This window comes from Streptomyces sp. NPDC057099, from assembly GCF_042671245.1.
In the GTDB taxonomy this organism is placed as follows: domain Bacteria; phylum Actinomycetota; class Actinomycetes; order Streptomycetales; family Streptomycetaceae; genus Streptomyces; species Streptomyces purpurascens.
The window spans coordinates 239,587-255,469 of record NZ_JBHUTX010000003.1 but is presented as its reverse complement, the minus strand read 5'-3'; the positions used below and the strand labels follow the sequence as shown (position 1 = coordinate 255,469).

At 72.1% G+C, this 15,883-nt stretch carries 14 protein-coding genes; 8 read left to right on the top strand and 6 right to left on the bottom strand.

The window, feature by feature from the left end:
* Nucleotides 1–258 precede the first annotated feature (258 nt).
* The 3 genes from galE to idi all read left to right on the top strand — a co-directional run bounded on the left by galE (nt 259) and on the right by idi (nt 3,214).
* Nucleotides 259–1,230 carry a UDP-glucose 4-epimerase GalE gene (gene galE / locus ACFT4A_RS05805; protein WP_382826308.1) on the top strand — a complete coding sequence of 324 codons (972 nt, stop codon included), beginning with the start codon at nt 259–261 and terminating at the stop codon, nt 1,228–1,230.
* Nucleotides 1,231–1,386: 156 nt separating this feature from the next.
* Complete coding sequence (locus ACFT4A_RS05800) at nt 1,387–2,325, top strand: cation diffusion facilitator family transporter (protein WP_382826306.1); 939 nt, start codon at nt 1,387–1,389, stop codon at nt 2,323–2,325.
* A 295-nt stretch (nt 2,326–2,620) separates the two neighbouring features.
* Complete coding sequence (gene idi, locus ACFT4A_RS05795) at nt 2,621–3,214, top strand: isopentenyl-diphosphate Delta-isomerase (protein WP_382826305.1); 594 nt, start codon at nt 2,621–2,623, stop codon at nt 3,212–3,214.
* 31 nt (nt 3,215–3,245) lie between these two features.
* Here the strand turns inward: idi and ACFT4A_RS05790 are convergent, their stop codons facing one another.
* Complete coding sequence (locus ACFT4A_RS05790; protein WP_382826624.1) at nt 3,246–3,746, bottom strand: ATP-binding protein; 501 nt, start codon at nt 3,744–3,746, stop codon at nt 3,246–3,248.
* Between the two features lie 218 nt (nt 3,747–3,964).
* Here ACFT4A_RS05790 and ACFT4A_RS05785 point away from each other — a divergent pair, with 218 nt between their 5' ends.
* On the top strand, nt 3,965–4,720 hold the full coding sequence (locus ACFT4A_RS05785) for an enoyl-CoA hydratase/isomerase family protein (RefSeq protein WP_382826303.1): 756 nt from the start codon (nt 3,965–3,967) through the stop codon (nt 4,718–4,720).
* Here ACFT4A_RS05785 and ACFT4A_RS05780 read toward each other — a convergent pair.
* Both ACFT4A_RS05780 and ACFT4A_RS05775 read right to left on the bottom strand, forming a co-directional pair.
* On the bottom strand, nt 4,707–5,342 hold the full coding sequence (locus tag ACFT4A_RS05780) for a DJ-1/PfpI family protein (RefSeq protein WP_382826301.1): 636 nt from the start codon (nt 5,340–5,342) through the stop codon (nt 4,707–4,709). The genes ACFT4A_RS05785 and ACFT4A_RS05780 overlap by 14 nt on opposite strands.
* A gap of 60 nt (nt 5,343–5,402) precedes the next feature.
* A complete protein-coding gene (locus ACFT4A_RS05775; RefSeq protein ID WP_382826299.1) occupies nt 5,403–6,362 on the bottom strand; it encodes a GlxA family transcriptional regulator in 960 nt (319 codons plus the stop codon).
* A 138-nt stretch (nt 6,363–6,500) separates the two neighbouring features.
* Between ACFT4A_RS05775 and ACFT4A_RS05770 the strand changes: the two genes are divergently transcribed.
* From ACFT4A_RS05770 to ACFT4A_RS05760, 3 genes are all read left to right on the top strand, one after another.
* Nucleotides 6,501–7,370 (top strand): hypothetical protein, encoded by an 870-nt coding sequence (locus tag ACFT4A_RS05770; protein WP_382826297.1) that lies wholly within the window; start codon nt 6,501–6,503, stop codon nt 7,368–7,370.
* Nucleotides 7,371–7,486: 116 nt separating this feature from the next.
* Nucleotides 7,487–7,618, top strand: a complete 132-nt coding sequence (locus tag ACFT4A_RS05765; RefSeq protein WP_271321520.1) for an LPFR motif small protein — start codon at nt 7,487–7,489, stop codon at nt 7,616–7,618.
* 107 nt (nt 7,619–7,725) lie between these two features.
* A complete protein-coding gene (locus tag ACFT4A_RS05760) occupies nt 7,726–10,131 on the top strand; it encodes a Tex family protein (protein ID WP_382826295.1) in 2,406 nt (801 codons plus the stop codon).
* A gap of 73 nt (nt 10,132–10,204) precedes the next feature.
* On the opposite strand, the gene ACFT4A_RS05755 is transcribed toward ACFT4A_RS05760, so the two are convergent.
* Both ACFT4A_RS05755 and ACFT4A_RS05750 read right to left on the bottom strand, forming a co-directional pair.
* A complete protein-coding gene (locus ACFT4A_RS05755; RefSeq protein ID WP_382826293.1) occupies nt 10,205–11,845 on the bottom strand; it encodes an ABC-F family ATP-binding cassette domain-containing protein in 1,641 nt (546 codons plus the stop codon).
* A 25-nt stretch (nt 11,846–11,870) separates the two neighbouring features.
* Nucleotides 11,871–12,893: an oxidoreductase gene (locus tag ACFT4A_RS05750; RefSeq protein ID WP_382826291.1), complete on the bottom strand. Its 1,023-nt coding sequence runs from the start codon at nt 12,891–12,893 to the stop codon at nt 11,871–11,873.
* Nucleotides 12,894–12,959: 66 nt separating this feature from the next.
* Here ACFT4A_RS05750 and ACFT4A_RS05745 point away from each other — a divergent pair, with 66 nt between their 5' ends.
* Nucleotides 12,960–13,934 carry an FAD-dependent oxidoreductase gene (locus ACFT4A_RS05745; protein WP_382826289.1) on the top strand — a complete coding sequence of 325 codons (975 nt, stop codon included), beginning with the start codon at nt 12,960–12,962 and terminating at the stop codon, nt 13,932–13,934.
* Nucleotides 13,935–14,129: 195 nt separating this feature from the next.
* Here the strand turns inward: ACFT4A_RS05745 and ACFT4A_RS05740 are convergent, their stop codons facing one another.
* Nucleotides 14,130–15,854 carry a BCCT family transporter gene (locus ACFT4A_RS05740; protein ID WP_382826288.1) on the bottom strand — a complete coding sequence of 575 codons (1,725 nt, stop codon included), beginning with the start codon at nt 15,852–15,854 and terminating at the stop codon, nt 14,130–14,132.
* Between the last annotated feature and the right edge of the window lie 29 nt (nt 15,855–15,883).

Below are 15,883 nucleotides of genomic sequence, written 5' to 3'. Positions count from 1 at the left end.
CCGACGCGTCCGCGCCAGTGCTGTGCTGGGTGGGGGCGCCCGCTCCGGTGGCTCCCGGGCGGCATGTCGGCAGAGGCTATCGGATACCGGGAAGGCCACGTTCACCGCCTGTTCGGCAGATCGATCAACGTGGTTCGCACAAGCCTTTGCCGCGATCATCATCGTGGATCCGGGGCCCGCCCCACAAACCGCGCCCCCCAGACCGGACATCGGGGACATTGCGTGGGGCCCGGTCGTGGCGGCATAGGGTGGGCGACCATGACTTGGCTGATCACAGGCGGGGCCGGCTACATCGGAGCACATGTGGCGCGGGCCATGACCGAGGCCGGGGAGCGCGTCATCGCGCTGGACGACCTCTCGGCCGGGGTGCCCGCGCGGCTGCCCGGCGACGTTCCGCTCGTGGAGGGGTCGTCGCTCGACGGTGAGCTGCTCAAACGAGTGTTCGCCGAGCACGGTGTGACGGGTGTGGTGCATCTCGCGGCCCGCAAGCAGGTCGCCGAGTCCGTCGCCCAGCCGACGCGGTACTACCGGGAGAACGTCGGGGGCCTGGCGACCCTGCTGGACGCGGTCGCCGGGGCCGGTATCGAGCGCTTCGTGTTCTCCTCGTCGGCGGCCGTGTACGGCGACCCGGGTGTGGACCTCATCACGGAGGACACGCCCTGCGCGCCGGTGAACCCGTACGGCGAGACCAAGCTCACCGGTGAGTGGCTGGTGCGGGCGGCGGGCCGGGCGCACGGGATCTCCACCGTATGTCTGCGCTATTTCAACGTGGCGGGCGCGGCGGCGCCGGAGCTGGCGGACACGGGTGTCTTCAACATCGTCCCGATGGTCTTCGACCGGCTGACGCGCGACGAGGCGCCGAGGATCTTCGGCGACGACTACCCGACCCCGGACGGCACCTGCATCCGTGACTACATTCACGTCGCCGACCTGGCCGAGGCGCATCTCGCGGCGGCCCGGCGGCTCGCCGACGGGAACGTCCCGGGCGATCTGACGGTCAACATCGGCCGCGGCGAGGGTGTCTCGGTGCGTGAACTCATCACGGTCATCGGCGAGGTCACCGGCGACCGGCGGCCCCCGCTCATCGAGGAGCGCCGCCCCGGGGACGCCCCGCGGGCGGTGGCCTCGGCGGCCCGGGCGGCCGAGGAGCTCGGCTGGACCGCGCGGCGCGGGGTACGCGAGATGGCCGAGTCGGCATGGCGCGGCTGGCTGCTGCACCACGGCTCCTGACGCCCTGACGGCGCCCTGACCTGCGTATCGTTTCCGCAGGTCAGGGCACATGACAACGGTGTTCAGTGCCGCGTTGCACATACCCCCTCCCCGTAGTTCACTGGGGTGCCCGGGCACGAGCGGACAGACATCGGGCAGACACAGGAGGCGGCTTTCATGGGGGCTGGGCACGATCACGGGCATACGCACGGGGCGCCGGCCGGAGGTACGGCGACCTCGGCGTACCGCGGCAGACTGCGGGTCGCGCTGGCGATCACGCTCGGCATCGTGGTGGTCCAGATCGTCGGCGGGCTCCTCGCGGACTCGCTCGCGCTCGTCGCGGACTCGGCGCACATGGCGACGGACGCGCTGGGCCTCGGCATGGCGCTGCTCGCGATCCACTTCGCGAACCGCCCGCCCAGCGACCGGGCCACGTTCGGCTACGCCCGCGCCGAGATCCTCGCCGCCCTGGCCAACTGCCTGCTGCTGTTCGGGGTCGGCGGGTACGTCGTGTACGAGTCGGTCCAGCGCTTCATCACACCCGCGGACACCGAGGGCGGGCTCACCGTCGTGTTCGGTGTGATCGGCCTGGTCGCGAACCTGGTGTCGCTGGCGCTGCTGATGCGCGGCCAGAAGGAGAGCCTGAACGTGCGGGGCGCGTTCCTGGAGGTGGCGGCGGACGCGCTGGGCTCCGTCACGGTGATCGTCTCGGCGACCGTGATCATGCTCACCGGCTGGCAGGCAGCCGACCCGATCGCCTCGCTCGTCATCGCGCTGATGATCGCGCCCCGTACCTGGAAGCTGCTGCGCGAGACGCTCGACGTCCTGCTGGAGGCGGCGCCCAAGGGTGTCGACATGACGGAGGTACGGGCCCACATCCTGGCGACCGACGGGGTGGAGGACGTCCATGACCTGCACGCCTGGACGATCACCTCGGGCATGCCGGTGCTCTCGGCGCATGTGGTCGTCAGCCCGGAGGCGCTGAGCGCGACAGGCCACGAGAAGATGCTCCACGAGTTGCAGGGCTGCCTCGGTGACCACTTCGACGTGGAGCACTGCACCTTCCAGCTGGAGCCGACCGGGCACGCGGAGCACGAGCCGCATCTCTGCCACTGACGGTCGGTGGCTGATGGGGTGTCCGGGGCTGGTGGGGCGCATTCCGATGTGAGTGCGCCGGGGGACGCAGCGCCACGGCGCACGCCCACGCCCTGCCCCTCCCCGCATCGGCAGGGACGATTTTCGGCCCATCGCGCCGGGCACGATCTGCTCCTGGGTCCCTCTTCCGGCATCCAGCGGCGCCGTCCGCGCTCCGCGCTGCCGCGCGGGGACATGCGGGCCACGCCGCGAAGTGCCGGGAGTGCCGGATTCGTACGGCAGACTTGGGGCGCGAAGACCGATGTGAAGGATGGGTATGCCGATCACACCTGCCACCGCGACGCACAACCCGTCGAACGGCACCGCAGACGCGATTTTGCTGGAACTGGTCGACGAGGACGGCGTGACGATCGGCACCGCGGAGAAGCTCGCCGCCCACCAGCCACCCGGACAGCTGCACCGCGCGTTCTCCGTGTTCCTCTTCGACGAGTACGGCCGGCTGCTGCTCCAGCAGCGCGCGCTGGGCAAGTACCACTCCCCCGGTGTGTGGTCCAACACCTGCTGCGGCCACCCCTACCCGGGCGAGGCGCCCTTCGCGGCGGCGGCACGCCGGACCTTCGAGGAACTCGGCGCCTCCCCGTCCCTGCTGGCCGAGGCGGGCACGGTCCGCTACAACCACCCGGACCCGGAGTCCGGTCTCGTGGAGCAGGAGTACAACCACCTCTTCGTCGGCATGGTGCAGGCCGTGCTGCGGCCGGATCCGGAGGAGGTGGCGTCGACGGCGTTCGTGACCCCGCCCGAGCTGGCGGAGCGGCATGCCAAGGACACCTTCTCGTCCTGGTTCATGACCGTCCTGGACTCGGCCCGCCCGGCGATCAGGGAGCTGACCGGAGACTCGGCCGGCTGGTGACCAAGGGCCCGACAGCGGGGCCGGGACGGCCTTAGAGGAAGCGGACGGGCTTGAGCGGCAGGGCGGCCCAGATCACCTTGCCGCCGCTCGTGGTGTATTCGACGTCGCACATGCCGCCCGCCTCCCGGGTGACCTCGCGCACCAGGAGCAGTCCGCGGCCGCCGGTCCGGCCGTGGTCGGCCTCCAGCGCGGTGGGCCGGTACGGGTGGTTGTCCTCCACGGACACGCGCAGCCACTCCGCCCCGACGGCCAGCTCGACGGCGACCGTCGGCGACAGCACCGCCGCGTGCTTCACGGCGTTCGTCACCAGTTCGGAGACGATCAGCAGCAGCCCCTGGGCCAGGTCGTCCGAGACCGGCACGCCCTGACGCATCAGCAGGTCCCGTACGGCGTGCCGCGCCTGCGGGACCGAGGCGTCGACAGCCGGCGCGGTGAACCGCCAGACCCCCTCGTACGGCAGCGGATCCGCGGGCCCGAGAGGCACCGCGCCGCCCTGTGGACGTGGGCCGGACCCACGCCCCTCGTCGTCCATCGTCCGGTCGCCACCCTCGCGCTCGATTGTCGCCACGTCTCGAGTGTTGGTAACGATGCGCTCCGCACCCCGGGACTGAACAGAAGTCAGCAAGTATCGAGCACTTCTGACCGTTGGCGTATGACACGGTCAGTTGTGGGACTGGTCCTGTCCCTGTTGTGCCATCTCGGCGAACTATTCGGGTTGTACGGGTTTGCCTTCCGGATAGCATCCGGCGCATGGAGCCGCAGTTGTTGTACAGCGTGACCGACTCGGTCGCGACGGTCGTCATCCGCCATCCGGAGAAGCGCAACGCCATGACGGCCGCGATGTGGCGCTCGCTGCCGCAGCTGCTGGAGGAGCCGGCCGGCGACCCCGCCGTGCGGGCGCTGGTGCTCACCGGCGAGGGCGGGACGTTCTGCGCCGGGGCCGACATCTCGACGCTCCGGGGCTCGCCGGAGGAGGCACAGGGCCTTGCCGTGCGGGCCGAGGAGGCGCTCGCCGCGTTCCCGAAGCCGACGCTGGCCGCGGTGCGCGGGCACTGCGTGGGCGGCGGGGCCCAGCTGGCGGCGGCCTGTGATCTGCGGTTCGCCGAGGAGGGCGCGCTGTTCGGGGTGACGCCAGCGAAGCTCGGCATCGTCTACCCGGCGTCCTCGACCAGGCGGCTGGTGTCCCTGGTGGGTCCGGCCACCGCCAAGTACCTGCTGTTCTCCGGTGAGCTGATCGACACGGAGCGGGCGCTGCGCACCGGTCTGGCCGACGAGGTGCTGCCCGCGGGTGAACTCGGCAAGCGGGTCGCCGAGTTCACCCGGATCCTGGTGTCCCGTTCGCAGCTGACGCAGGCGGCGGCGAAGGAGTTCGCGAACGGCGGTACGGACCGGGACGCGCACTGGGCCGGGCAGGCGCGCGCGAGCGGCGACACCGCGGAGGGCGTCGCCGCGTTCCTGGAGCGCAGGCAGCCGCGGTTCGACTGGAGCGTGTCTACGTCAGCATGACGGCGGCGTGCGACCGGAGCAGTTCGACGACGTGCGCGGGGGCCTTCTCGGGCGATCCGGCGTCGTAGGGCGGCTGCGGGTCGTACTCGGTGGCGAGCTGGACCATCTGGGCGTGGTCGTCGCCCGCGATCCGGCCGAGGAGGGTCAGTCCCATGTCGATGCCGGAGGAGACTCCGGCCGCGGTGACGTACTTTCCGTCGGTGACGACCCGCTCCCCCGTGGGCTCGGCGCCGTAGCGCTTCAGTTCCTCCAGGGTCAGCCAGTGGGAGGTCGCGCGGCGGCCCCGGAGGAGTCCGGCGGCGGCCAGCAGCAGGGAGCCGGTGCACACGGATGTCGTCCAGGCAGTGCCGGCATCGGCGGCGCGCAGCCAGCCCAGGAGCGGCTCGTGCGCCATCAGCGCCTCCTGGCCCGGGCCGCCGGGGACGACGACGATGTCCGGGTTCGGCACGTCGGCCAGAGTCCGGTCGGCGATGAGCGCGAGGTTCCCCGTCTCGTTCCGCACGGGGCCGGTCCGCTCGGCGACGAACACGGTCTCCGCGTCCGGGAGGCGGCCGAGGGTTTCGTAGGGGCCGACGGCGTCGAGGGCGGTAAAGCGGTCGTAGAGGACGATGGCGATCTGCATGCGGGGTACCTTCCGACAGTTCGAGACGGTTCGTGGCGGTTCGCGTCGATGTGACGGGGCTCAGGGCGTGGTCGCGGGGCGGAAGCGGCGGCGGTACTCGGCCGGGGGCGTCCCGAGGGCTTTGACGAAGGCTCGGCGCATGGCCTCGGGGGTGCCGTAGCCGCTGGTGCGGGAGATCTCCTCGATGCCGTCGGTGGTGTCCTCCAGGAGCCGGCGGGCGTGTTCGAGGCGGACCCGGTCCACGTACCGCCCGGGCGTCATACCGGTCTCGTCCCGGAAGGCCCGGGCGAAGTGGCGGGGCGAGAGGCGGGCGCGGGCGGCGAGTGCCTCCACGGAGAGGTCGGCGTCAGGGCGTTCGGTGATGAACCGCTGGACGTCCCGGAGCGGCTCGCGGTGAGCGGTCTGGGCTTCGAACTGGGCGCTGAACTGGGCCTGGTTCCCCGGGCGGCGCAGGAAGACCACCAGGTGGCGGGCGATGGCCAGGGCGGCGTCCCGGCCCAGGTCCTCCTCGACCAGGGCCAGGGCGAGGTCGATGCCGGCGGTGACACCGGCCGAGGTGGCGATGTGCCCGTCGAGTACGTAGACGGGGTCGGGGTCGATCTCGACGGCCGGGTGGTCGCGGGCCAGCCGGTCGCAGTACGCCCAGTGGGTCGTGGCGCGGCGGCCGTCCAGGAGCCCGGCCTCGGCGAGCACGGCCGCACCGGTGCACACGGAGACCAGACGCACGGCACGCGGCCCGCGCTCGCGCACCCAGTCGACCAGGCGCGGGTCGGGGTCCAGGGAGCCCGACCCGCCGGGGACGAGAAGGGTGTGCGGGTCGGACGCACCGTCCAGGGACCCGTCGGGTACGAGGGTCAGTCCACTGGTGGTGCGCACGGGCGCGCCGTCCGGGGAGGCCGTGCGGATGCGGTACGTCCCCGGGGTGAGCAGCTCCGCGCCCGCGAAGACCTCCACGGGCCCCGTGACGTCGAGACTCTGCACGCCGTCGAAGAGGACGGCGAGAACGGTGCGCTGGGCCATGGCCTTGATTCTTCGCGGGCGCGGAGTGTGGCCGCAATGACGAATTTCCCACCTTTCCTGCCATGAGAGGTGTCATGGGAGGCGCCAGGGGAAGTGCGGCCGTGGAGGGCATACCAAGCGGTTGGTAACCTGCCGGGCATGACGACTGCCGCCCTTGAGCCGCTCGCCGGCCGCCGCTGCCAGAACGTGCTCAACTCCCTGCACGCGACGCACTACTTCTCGCCGGATCTGGGACGGGAAGTGGGCGCTGCCGGGATCACGCATCCCCACGCCGTGAACTTCGCCGTGCGGGCCGCCGCCCTCGGACCGGTCGGGCCCGGTGCGGTGACGGCGGCCTTCTACAACTACAAGTACGAGCTGGTGGCCCGGCATGTGCCGGCGGTGTGGGAGAGCGCCGCACCCGGCCAGGTGCTGGCGGCACGCTTCCGTGCGGTCGACGCGACCCTGCGCCGCCTGCTGGGCGAAGAGGCCCTGGCCTCGGAGGAGATGGCCGAGGCCGCGCGGCTCGCGCTGCGCGCCGCCGAGGCCTGTTCGCGCGGCGCGCGGCCGCTGTACGCCGCCCATGCCGACCTGCCCGTCCCCGAGGAGCCGCACCTCGCGTACTGGCACGCGGCGACCCTGCTGCGCGAGCACCGGGGCGACGGGCACCTGGCCGCCCTGATGGCCGCGGGCCTGGACGGCCTCGAGGCGATGGTGACCCACACCGCGACGGGCAAGGGCATGGCGCCGAAGTGGGTGTTCACCACCCGGGGCTGGAACCAGGAGGACTGGGACGCGGCGACGGACCGGCTGCGTGAGCGCGGGCTGCTGGACCCGGCCGGGGAGCTCTCCGAGCGGGGTGTCGCCCTGCGCGAGGAGATAGAGCGGGAGACGGACCGGCTCGACCGGGCACCGTACGAGCACCTGGGCCCGGAGGGCGTGGCCCGGCTGACCGAGCTCGGCGCCGGTTTCGCACAGGCCGCGTTCGTGGCCGGGGCCTTTCCGGCGGATCTGATCGGCAAGGCCTGAGGGCCGCCCCGCACCCCTGACCCGCATGAATGTTCCGCTGTGACGCATGGTGAGGCGTCGGTGAGGTACCCGGCCTCTCCCGATCAGTGCGGTCGGGAGAGGAAAGGGGAATCACCGTGTTCCGTGCCATCGCAGACGTGCTGCGCCAGATCGGCGGCGCCGTCGCCACCGTCGTGACGCTGCCCTTCCGGGCCCTGGCCCGGCTCTTCGGCGGAGCCTCCTCCGCCACCCGCGGCCGCAGGGCCTGACCGGGGGGCCGCCGGCGACCTGCCGGGGGTACCGCCCTGGCCCCCGAGTGTCGGTGTCACCTGCCACAATTGCCGCGCAACCTCAGTGGAGAAGGCGGTACGGGATCGTGACGACACCCGGGGCCAACGGGTCCATCAACGTAGGGTCCATCGAAGGCAGGATCGCCGAGGAACTCGGCGTACGGGAGCGGCAGGTCAGGGCCGCCGTGGAACTGCTCGACGGCGGTTCTACGGTGCCCTTCATCGCTCGCTACCGCAAGGAAGCGACCGAGATGCTCGACGACGCGCAGCTGCGCACCGTCGAGGAGCGGCTGCGCTATCTGCGGGAGCTGGAGGAGCGGCGGGCGGCGATCCTGGAATCGGTGCGCGAGCAGGGCAAGCTCACCGAGGAGCTGGAGGCACGGATCCGGGGCGCCGAGACGAAGGCGCGCCTGGAGGACATCTACCTCCCGTACAAGCCCAAGCGGCGCACCAAGGCGCAGATCGCCCGCGAGGCGGGTCTCGAGCCGCTGGCGGAGGGGCTGCTCGGTGATCCGGGTGTCGAGCCCCTCGCCGCGGCGGCCGCGTTCGTCGACGCCGACAAGGGCGTGGCCGATCCGCAGGCCGCCCTCGACGGCGCCCGGGCGATCCTCACCGAGCGGTTCTCGGAGGACGCCGACCTGATCGGCGAGCTGCGCGAGCGCATGTGGGTGCGCGGGCGGCTGGCCGCCAAGGTGCGGGACGGCAAGGAGGAGGCGGGGGCGAAGTTCGCCGACTACTTCGACTTCGCCGAGCCGTTCACCGAGCTGCCCTCGCACCGTGTGCTGGCCATGCTGCGCGGCGAGAAGGAGGACGTCCTCGAACTGGCCCTGGAGCCCGAGGAGGCCACGGACGGCCCGTCGTCCTACGAGGGGATCGTCGCGAACCGGTTCGGGATCGCCGACCGGGGCCGCCCCGGGGACAAGTGGCTGAAGGACACGGTCCGCTGGGCGTGGCGCACCCGCGTCCTCGTGCACCTCGGCATCGACCTGCGGCTGCGGCTGCGCACGGCCGCCGAGGACGAGGCCGTGCGGGTCTTCGCGGCGAACCTGCGCGACCTGCTGCTCGCGGCCCCGGCGGGCACGCGCGCGACGCTCGGCCTGGACCCCGGCTTCCGTACGGGTGTGAAGGTCGCCGTGGTGGACGCCACCGGCAAGGTAGTCGCCACGGACGTCATCCACCCGCACGTCCCCGCCAACCGCTGGGACGAGGCCGTCGCCAAGCTGGCCCGGCTCGCGAAGGAGCACGCCGTCGAGCTGGTCGCCATCGGCAACGGCACGGCGTCCCGCGAGACCGACAAGCTCGCCGGGGAGCTGATCACCAAGCACCCGGAGCTGAAGCTCACGAAGGTGATGGTGTCCGAGGCCGGCGCGTCCGTGTACTCGGCGTCCGCCTTCGCCTCGCAGGAGCTGCCCGACATGGACGTGTCGCTGCGCGGCGCCGTGTCGATCGCGCGCCGGCTGCAGGACCCGCTGGCCGAGCTGGTGAAGATCGACCCGAAGTCCATCGGTGTCGGTCAGTACCAGCACGACCTGTCCGAGCTGAAGCTGTCGCGTTCGCTGGACGCGGTGGTGGAGGACTGTGTGAACGGCGTGGGCGTGGACGTCAACACGGCGTCGGCCCCGCTCCTCGCCCGGGTCTCCGGCATCACCTCCGGGCTCGCGGAGAACATCGTGGCGCACCGGGACGCCAACGGGCCGTTCACGGCCCGGGGCGGTCTGAAGAAGGTGGCGCGGCTCGGCCCCAAGGCGTACGAGCAGTGTGCCGGCTTCCTGCGGATCCGCGGCGGTGACGACCCGCTGGACTCCTCCAGCGTGCACCCGGAGGCCTATCCGGTGGTGCGGCGCATGGTGAAGACCAGCGGCCAGGAGGTCGCCGCGCTCATCGGCAACACCGGTGCGCTGCGCTCGCTGAAGCCGCAGGACTTCGTGGACGAGACGTTCGGTCTGCCGACCGTCACCGACATCCTGAAGGAGCTGGAGAAGCCGGGCCGCGACCCTCGTCCGGGCTTCAAGACGGCCGCCTTCCAGGAGGGCGTGGAGAAGATCTCCGACCTGTCGTCCGGGATGGTCCTGGAGGGCGTGGTGACGAACGTCGCCGCCTTCGGGGCGTTCGTCGACGTCGGTGTGCACCAGGACGGCCTGGTGCACGTCTCCGCGATGTCGAAGACGTTCGTCAAGGACCCGCGGGACGTGGTGAAGCCCGGGGACATCGTCAAGGTGAAGGTCCTCGACGTGGACATCCCACGCAAGCGGATCTCGCTGACGCTGCGGCTGGACGACGAGGCGGCGGCCTCGCAGGGCCAGGGCGCCGGTTCCGGTGAGCGCCGGCAGCGGGGCGGGCGTCCGCCGCAGCAGCGGCAGGGCGGTCGTGGCGGTGGCGGCGGTCGTAGCGGGGGTGGCGGTTCGCGTCAGGCGCCGCCGCCCGCCAACAGCGCGATGGCCGACGCGCTGCGCCGCGCGGGCCTGGCCGATCCGAAGAACGGTCGCCGCTGACGGCTTCGTCTAAAGGCCGTGGGGAGCAGCGGGGCCGTTGTGGCTGGTCGCGCGGCTCCCCTCCGGCGGCCCGTCAGCGCTCGGTCACCTTGCCGTCCGCGACCTCCAGGCGGCGCGTCACATGGACGGCGTCCAGCATGCGGCGGTCGTGCGTGACCAGCAGGAGCGTGCCCTCGTAGGCGTCGAGGGCCGACTCCAGCTGCTCGATGGCGGGCAGGTCGAGGTGGTTGGTCGGCTCGTCGAGGACCAGGAGGTTGACGCCCCGGCCCTGGAGCAGGGCCAGGGCGGCCCTCGTGCGCTCGCCCGGGGAGAGGGTCGCCGCGGGGCGCAGGACGTGTTCCGACTTGAGGCCGAACTTGGCCAGGAGGGTGCGGACCTCGACCGGTTCGGTGTCCGGGACGGCCGCGCGGAAGGCGTCGAGCAGAGTCTCCTGGCCGTGGAACAACTGGCGGGCCTGGTCGACCTCGCCCAGGAGGACACCGGAGCCGAGCGCGGCGTGCCCGGCGTCGAGCGGGACGCGGCCGAGCAGGGCGGCGAGCAGCGTCGACTTGCCGGCGCCGTTCGCGCCGGTGACCGCCACCCGGTCCGCCCAGTCGATCTGGAGGGACACCGGGCCGAGGACGAAGTCGCCGCGGCGCACCTCGGCGTCCCGCAGGGTCGCGACGACGGCGCCCGAGCGCGGGGCCGACGCGATCTCCATCCGCAGTTCCCACTCCTTGCGCGGCTCCTCGACGACGTCCAGCCGCTCGATCATGCGCTGGGTCTGGCGGGCCTTCGCGGCCTGCTTCTCGCTGGCCTCGCTGCGGAACTTGCGGCCGATCTTGTCGTTGTCGTTGCCCGCCTTGCGGCGCGCGTTCTTCACGCCCTTGTCCATCCATGACCGCTGTGTCTGGGCGCGGTCCTGGAGGGCCGCCTTCTTGTCGGCGTACTCCTCGAACTCGTCGCGGGCGTGCCGGCGGGCCACGTCCCGCTCCTCGAGGTAGGCCTCGTAGCCGCCGCCGTAGAGGTTGATCTGCCCTTGGGCGAGGTCGAGTTCGAGGACCTTGGTGACGGTGCGGGTGAGGAACTCGCGGTCGTGGCTGACGACCACCGTGCCGGCGCGCAGGCCGCTCACGAAGCGTTCGAGGCGCTCCAGGCCGTCCAGGTCGAGGTCGTTGGTCGGCTCGTCGAGGAGGAAGACGTCGTAGCGGGAGAGCAGCAGGGAGGCGAGGCCGGCGCGGGCCGCCTGGCCGCCGGACAGGGACGTCATCGGCTGGTCCAGGTCGATCGCGAGGCCCAGTGAGTCGGCGACCTCCTCGGCGCGTTCGTCGAGGTCGGCGCCGCCGAGCCCGAGCCAGCGCTCCAGGCTGGTGGCGTAGGCGTCGTCGGCGCCCGGGGCGCCGTCGACCAGGGCCTGGGTCGCCTCGTCCATGGTCCGTTGGGCCTCGGCGACGCCGGTGCGGCGGGCCAGGAACGCCCGGACGGTCTCGCCGGGGCGGCGGTCCGGCTCCTGTGGGAGGTGGCCGACGGTGGCGGTCGGCGGGGACAGGCGCAGTTCGCCCTGCTCGGGTGCGACGAGTCCGGCGAGCATCCTGAGCAGGGTGGACTTGCCGGCGCCGTTGGCTCCGACCAGGCCGATCACATCGCCGGGCGCGACGACGAGGTCGAGTCCGGTGAACAGGGAGCGGTCGCCGTGGCCGGCGGCGAGGTTCTTGGCGACGAGGGTGGCAGTCATCAGGTCGCTGATTTTAATGGGCCGCTCAGTGGGTCACTGCCGTCACCAAAACGCTTCCGGAGGTGCGCGCCACGACGTAGGACCGGCCCTTCACCGCCCTGGCGTCGAGGGCGACGCGGTGACGGCCGGGTTCGAGGACGCCGTCGAAGATCTCGTGGGTGTGAGTGCGGGAGAGCCGGTCGAGGCGGTACGCGGTGAGGGTGACCCGGCAGGCGGAGGTGACCTCGATGTCCGCCCCGCCGTCGGCGGCGGTCAGGTCGGTGAGGCGGTGCTGTGCCAGCGGGCCGCGGTCCAGGGCGTGTTCGATCTGGGCGACGAGCAGGGGGACGATCGGGGCGAGGCCGTCGACGTGGACGACGGGGACCTCGGCCTGCTCGAAGGCGCGGCGGACGGCGGCGCGGTCCCGCTCGTCGGTCGCGTGGCCGAAGGCGACGGCGCCGTAGGCGCGCAGTTCGTCGGCGGGCACTCCGTCGGCGTCGTGGGCGATGTCGGCCCCGACGCCGATGGTGCGTAACGCCGCGGCGAGCTTGGCCAGGACGGCGACGCGGGCGCCGATCAGCAGGACACGGGGGCGCGTGTCGGGGGCGGAGCCGTTCAGCAGGGCGCTCAGGGCCGTCCGGTACTCGGCGCCGCGGAAGCGGAACGGGCCGATGCCGTGGTAGCCGTTGAGGTCGAGGTCGGCGTGTTCGTCGGTCTGCCAGGCGAAGTCCCGCCAGATGAAGTCCTCGCCGTCCCGTCGGATGACCGCGGTGACGGCTCCGCAGGCCAGGTCCTCGCACTCGGGGCAGCCGTAGACGACGTAGCGGCCGCCGGGCAGGGGTGCCGGGCTCTCCAGGAGCAGGCTGCGGACCTGCGCGGTGAAGATGGCGGGCGGGATGTCGGAGGCGAGCGGGGAGACCGCGTCGAGGTCGGAGAGCCGGAACAGCAGCGGGCGTCCGTCGACGATGAAGTCCACGAAGTCCCGGTGGACCTGGTATCCACCGTCGTGGAGAACTCCGCCCGCCCGCATCGCCGGTGCCAGGCCGAAGGTCGCATATGCGGCACACATGCTGTGAGTATCCCCATACTGCGCGTGATGTGAGCACGGCATGACACATTCCGCTACGGTCCCGGCATGGCGGGCGAGCGAAGTGACGAGATCCTGGTGGTCGGCGGCGGGGTCGTCGGGCTGACGACCGCGGTGGTGCTGGCCGAACGCGGGCGGCGGGTGCGGGTGTGGACGCGGGACGCCGTGGAGGCGACCACCTCAGCGGTCGCGGGGGCGCTGTGGTGGCCGTACCGGATCGAGCCCCTGGCGCTCGCGCGTGCGTGGGCGCTGCGGTCGCTGGAGATCTACGAGGAGCTGGCGGCGCGGCCCGAACCGACCGGCGTACGCATGGCCGAAGGGGTGCTGGGCGGGACCCGTCTCGACGAGGTCGGCGGATGGCTGGCGGGGCGGGTGCCGGGGCTGCGGCCGGCCACGGCCGGGGAGTACGCGGGGACGGGCGTGCGGGCACGGCTGCCGCTGATCGACATGCCGGCTCATCTGCCGTGGCTGCGGGAGCGGTTCGTGGCGGCGGGCGGGGTGGTCGAGGCTCGTACGGTGTCCTCGTTCGCGGAGGCCGACGCGCCGGTCGTGGTCAACTGCACGGGGCTGGCAGCGCGGGAGCTGGTGCCGGATCCGTCCGTGCGGCCGGTGCGCGGGCAGCTGGTGGTCGTGGAGAACCCCGGGGTCGACGAATGGCTCGTCTCCTCCGACGCGGCCGGGGACTACGCGTATCTGTTTCCGCAGCCGGGCGGGCTCGTCCTCGGCGGTACGGCGGAGGAGGACGCGTGGTCACCGGAGCCCGACCCCGCGACGGCCGAGGCGATCGTCCGCCGCTGCGCGGAGCTACGGCCGGAGATCACCGGCGCACGGGTCCTGGAACACCGGGTCGGGCTGCGCCCCACCCGCCCCGCGGTCCGGCTGGACCGCGACGCCCTGCCGGACGGCCGGCTCCTGGTGCACAACTACGGCCACGGCGGCGCGGGCGTCACGGTGGCGTGGGGGTGCGCGGAGGAGGCGGCGCGGCTGGTGTGCGACGGAGGCGACGGGTCGCTGCGCGGCTGACTGCCCCGAGCCGGGGCGAGAGGCGGACGCCGCCGGGTGCGGGCAGCCGGGCCGCTCGGCCCGGGGGCGTGGAGCCCGAAGCGCCTCGGCCAAGAACGCCCGGGCCGCCAAAGCCGGATGCCCCCGGCCCGAGGCATCGGAGCCGTCGGGCTCCGACGCCCCGGTCGGGGGCATCCGGCAGGGCGGTCGATCGGGTCAGTGCTTGCCGATGGGGTCGCCCTCGACGTCCGGGCCGCGGCCCGGGCCGACTCGGAACTCGAAGTCGCCGTCGTACTTCGTGTGGCCTTCCATCACGGCCATCTCGACGGCCTCGGAGCCCATCTGCTCACGCACGATCACCGGGTCGCGGCGCAGATCGCGCATGAGGGCGACGCACATGAAGGTCATCACGACGACGAACGGCGCCGCCGCGAGGATGGTGAGGTTCTGCAGACCTGTCAGCGCGTCGCCGGAGCCGCTGCCGACGAGCAGCATGATCGCGGCCACCGCACCGGTGACGACGCCCCAGAACACCACCACCAGGCGGCCGGGTTCGAGCGCGCCCTTCTGCGAGAGCGTGCCCATGACGATCGACGCCGCGTCGGCACCCGAGACGAAGAAGATGCCGACGAGGACCATCACCAGCAGGCTGGTGACGGTGGCGATGGGGAACTGCTGCAGCACGTCGAAGAGCTGGCCCTCCGCGGTCGCCTCCTTGCCGAGCCTGCCCTCCTCCTGCAGCTTCATCGCCGAGCCGCCGAAGATCGCGAACCAGATCAGGCTGACCGTGCTGGGCACGAGGATGACGCCGCCGATGAACTGCCGGATGGTCCGGCCCCGGCTGATGCGGGCGATGAACATGCCGACGAACGGCGTCCAGGAGATCCACCACGCCCAGTAGAAGACGGTCCAGCTGCCCAGCCAGTCCGCGACGCCCTCCCCGCCGCTGGCCTCCGTACGGCCGGCCAGCTGGGGCAGGTCGCCGAGGTAGGCGAAGACCGACGTCGGCAGCAGGTCGAGGACGATGATGGTCGGGCCCGCCACGAACACGAACAGGGCGAGGACCAGCGCCAGCACCATGTTGGTGTTGGACAGCCACTGAATGCCCTTCTCCACACCGGAGATCGCGGACGCGACGAAGGCCAGGGTCAGCACCGCGATGATCGTGACGAGCAGCCCGGTGCTCACCTTGTCCATCCACTTCAGCTCCTGCACACCGGAGCCGATCTGGAGCGCGCCGAGCCCCAGGGACGCGGCGGAGCCGAAGATGGTCGCGACGATCGCGAGGATGTCGATGACGCGGCCGGCGGAGCCGTTCGCGTGCTTCTTGCCGATGAGCGGGGTGAAGACGGCGCTGATGGTCTGGCGGCGCCGCCTGCGGAAGGTGCTGTAGGCGATGGCCAGGCCCACCACGGCATAGATCGCCCAAGGATGGAGCGTCCAGTGGAACAGGGTGGTGGCCATGGCCGTCTCCATGCGTTCGCCGGAGTCGGCCGGGTCGGTGCCCGGCGGGGGCGTCGAGTAATGCGACAGCGGCTCGCTCACGCCGTAGAACATCAGGCCGATGCCCATACCCGCGCTGAACATCATCGCGACCCAGGACACCGTGCGGAACTCGGGCTCCTCACCCTCCGCACCGAGGTGGATACGGCCGTAACGGCTGATCGCGAGCCAGAGGGCGAACACGACGAAGCCGGAGGCGGCGAGCATGAACGCCCAGCCGCCGTTGTGCATCAGCCCGCTGAGCATGCTGGAGGAGACGGATTCGAGCGAGTCGGTCGCCGTGGCGCCCCAGATCACGAAGGCGAGGGTGAGAGCCGCCGTGACACCGAACACGATCCGGTCGGTCTGGGGCCCCTCCTGACCGGGGAGGCCGGCTTCCGAACCCGGCAGCGCGCCTCCCCCCTGGGGATCGTTCTCGCTTGGTCGGTCGTGTGTCACTGGCGGCACCTTTCATTGAACGTAGGAGG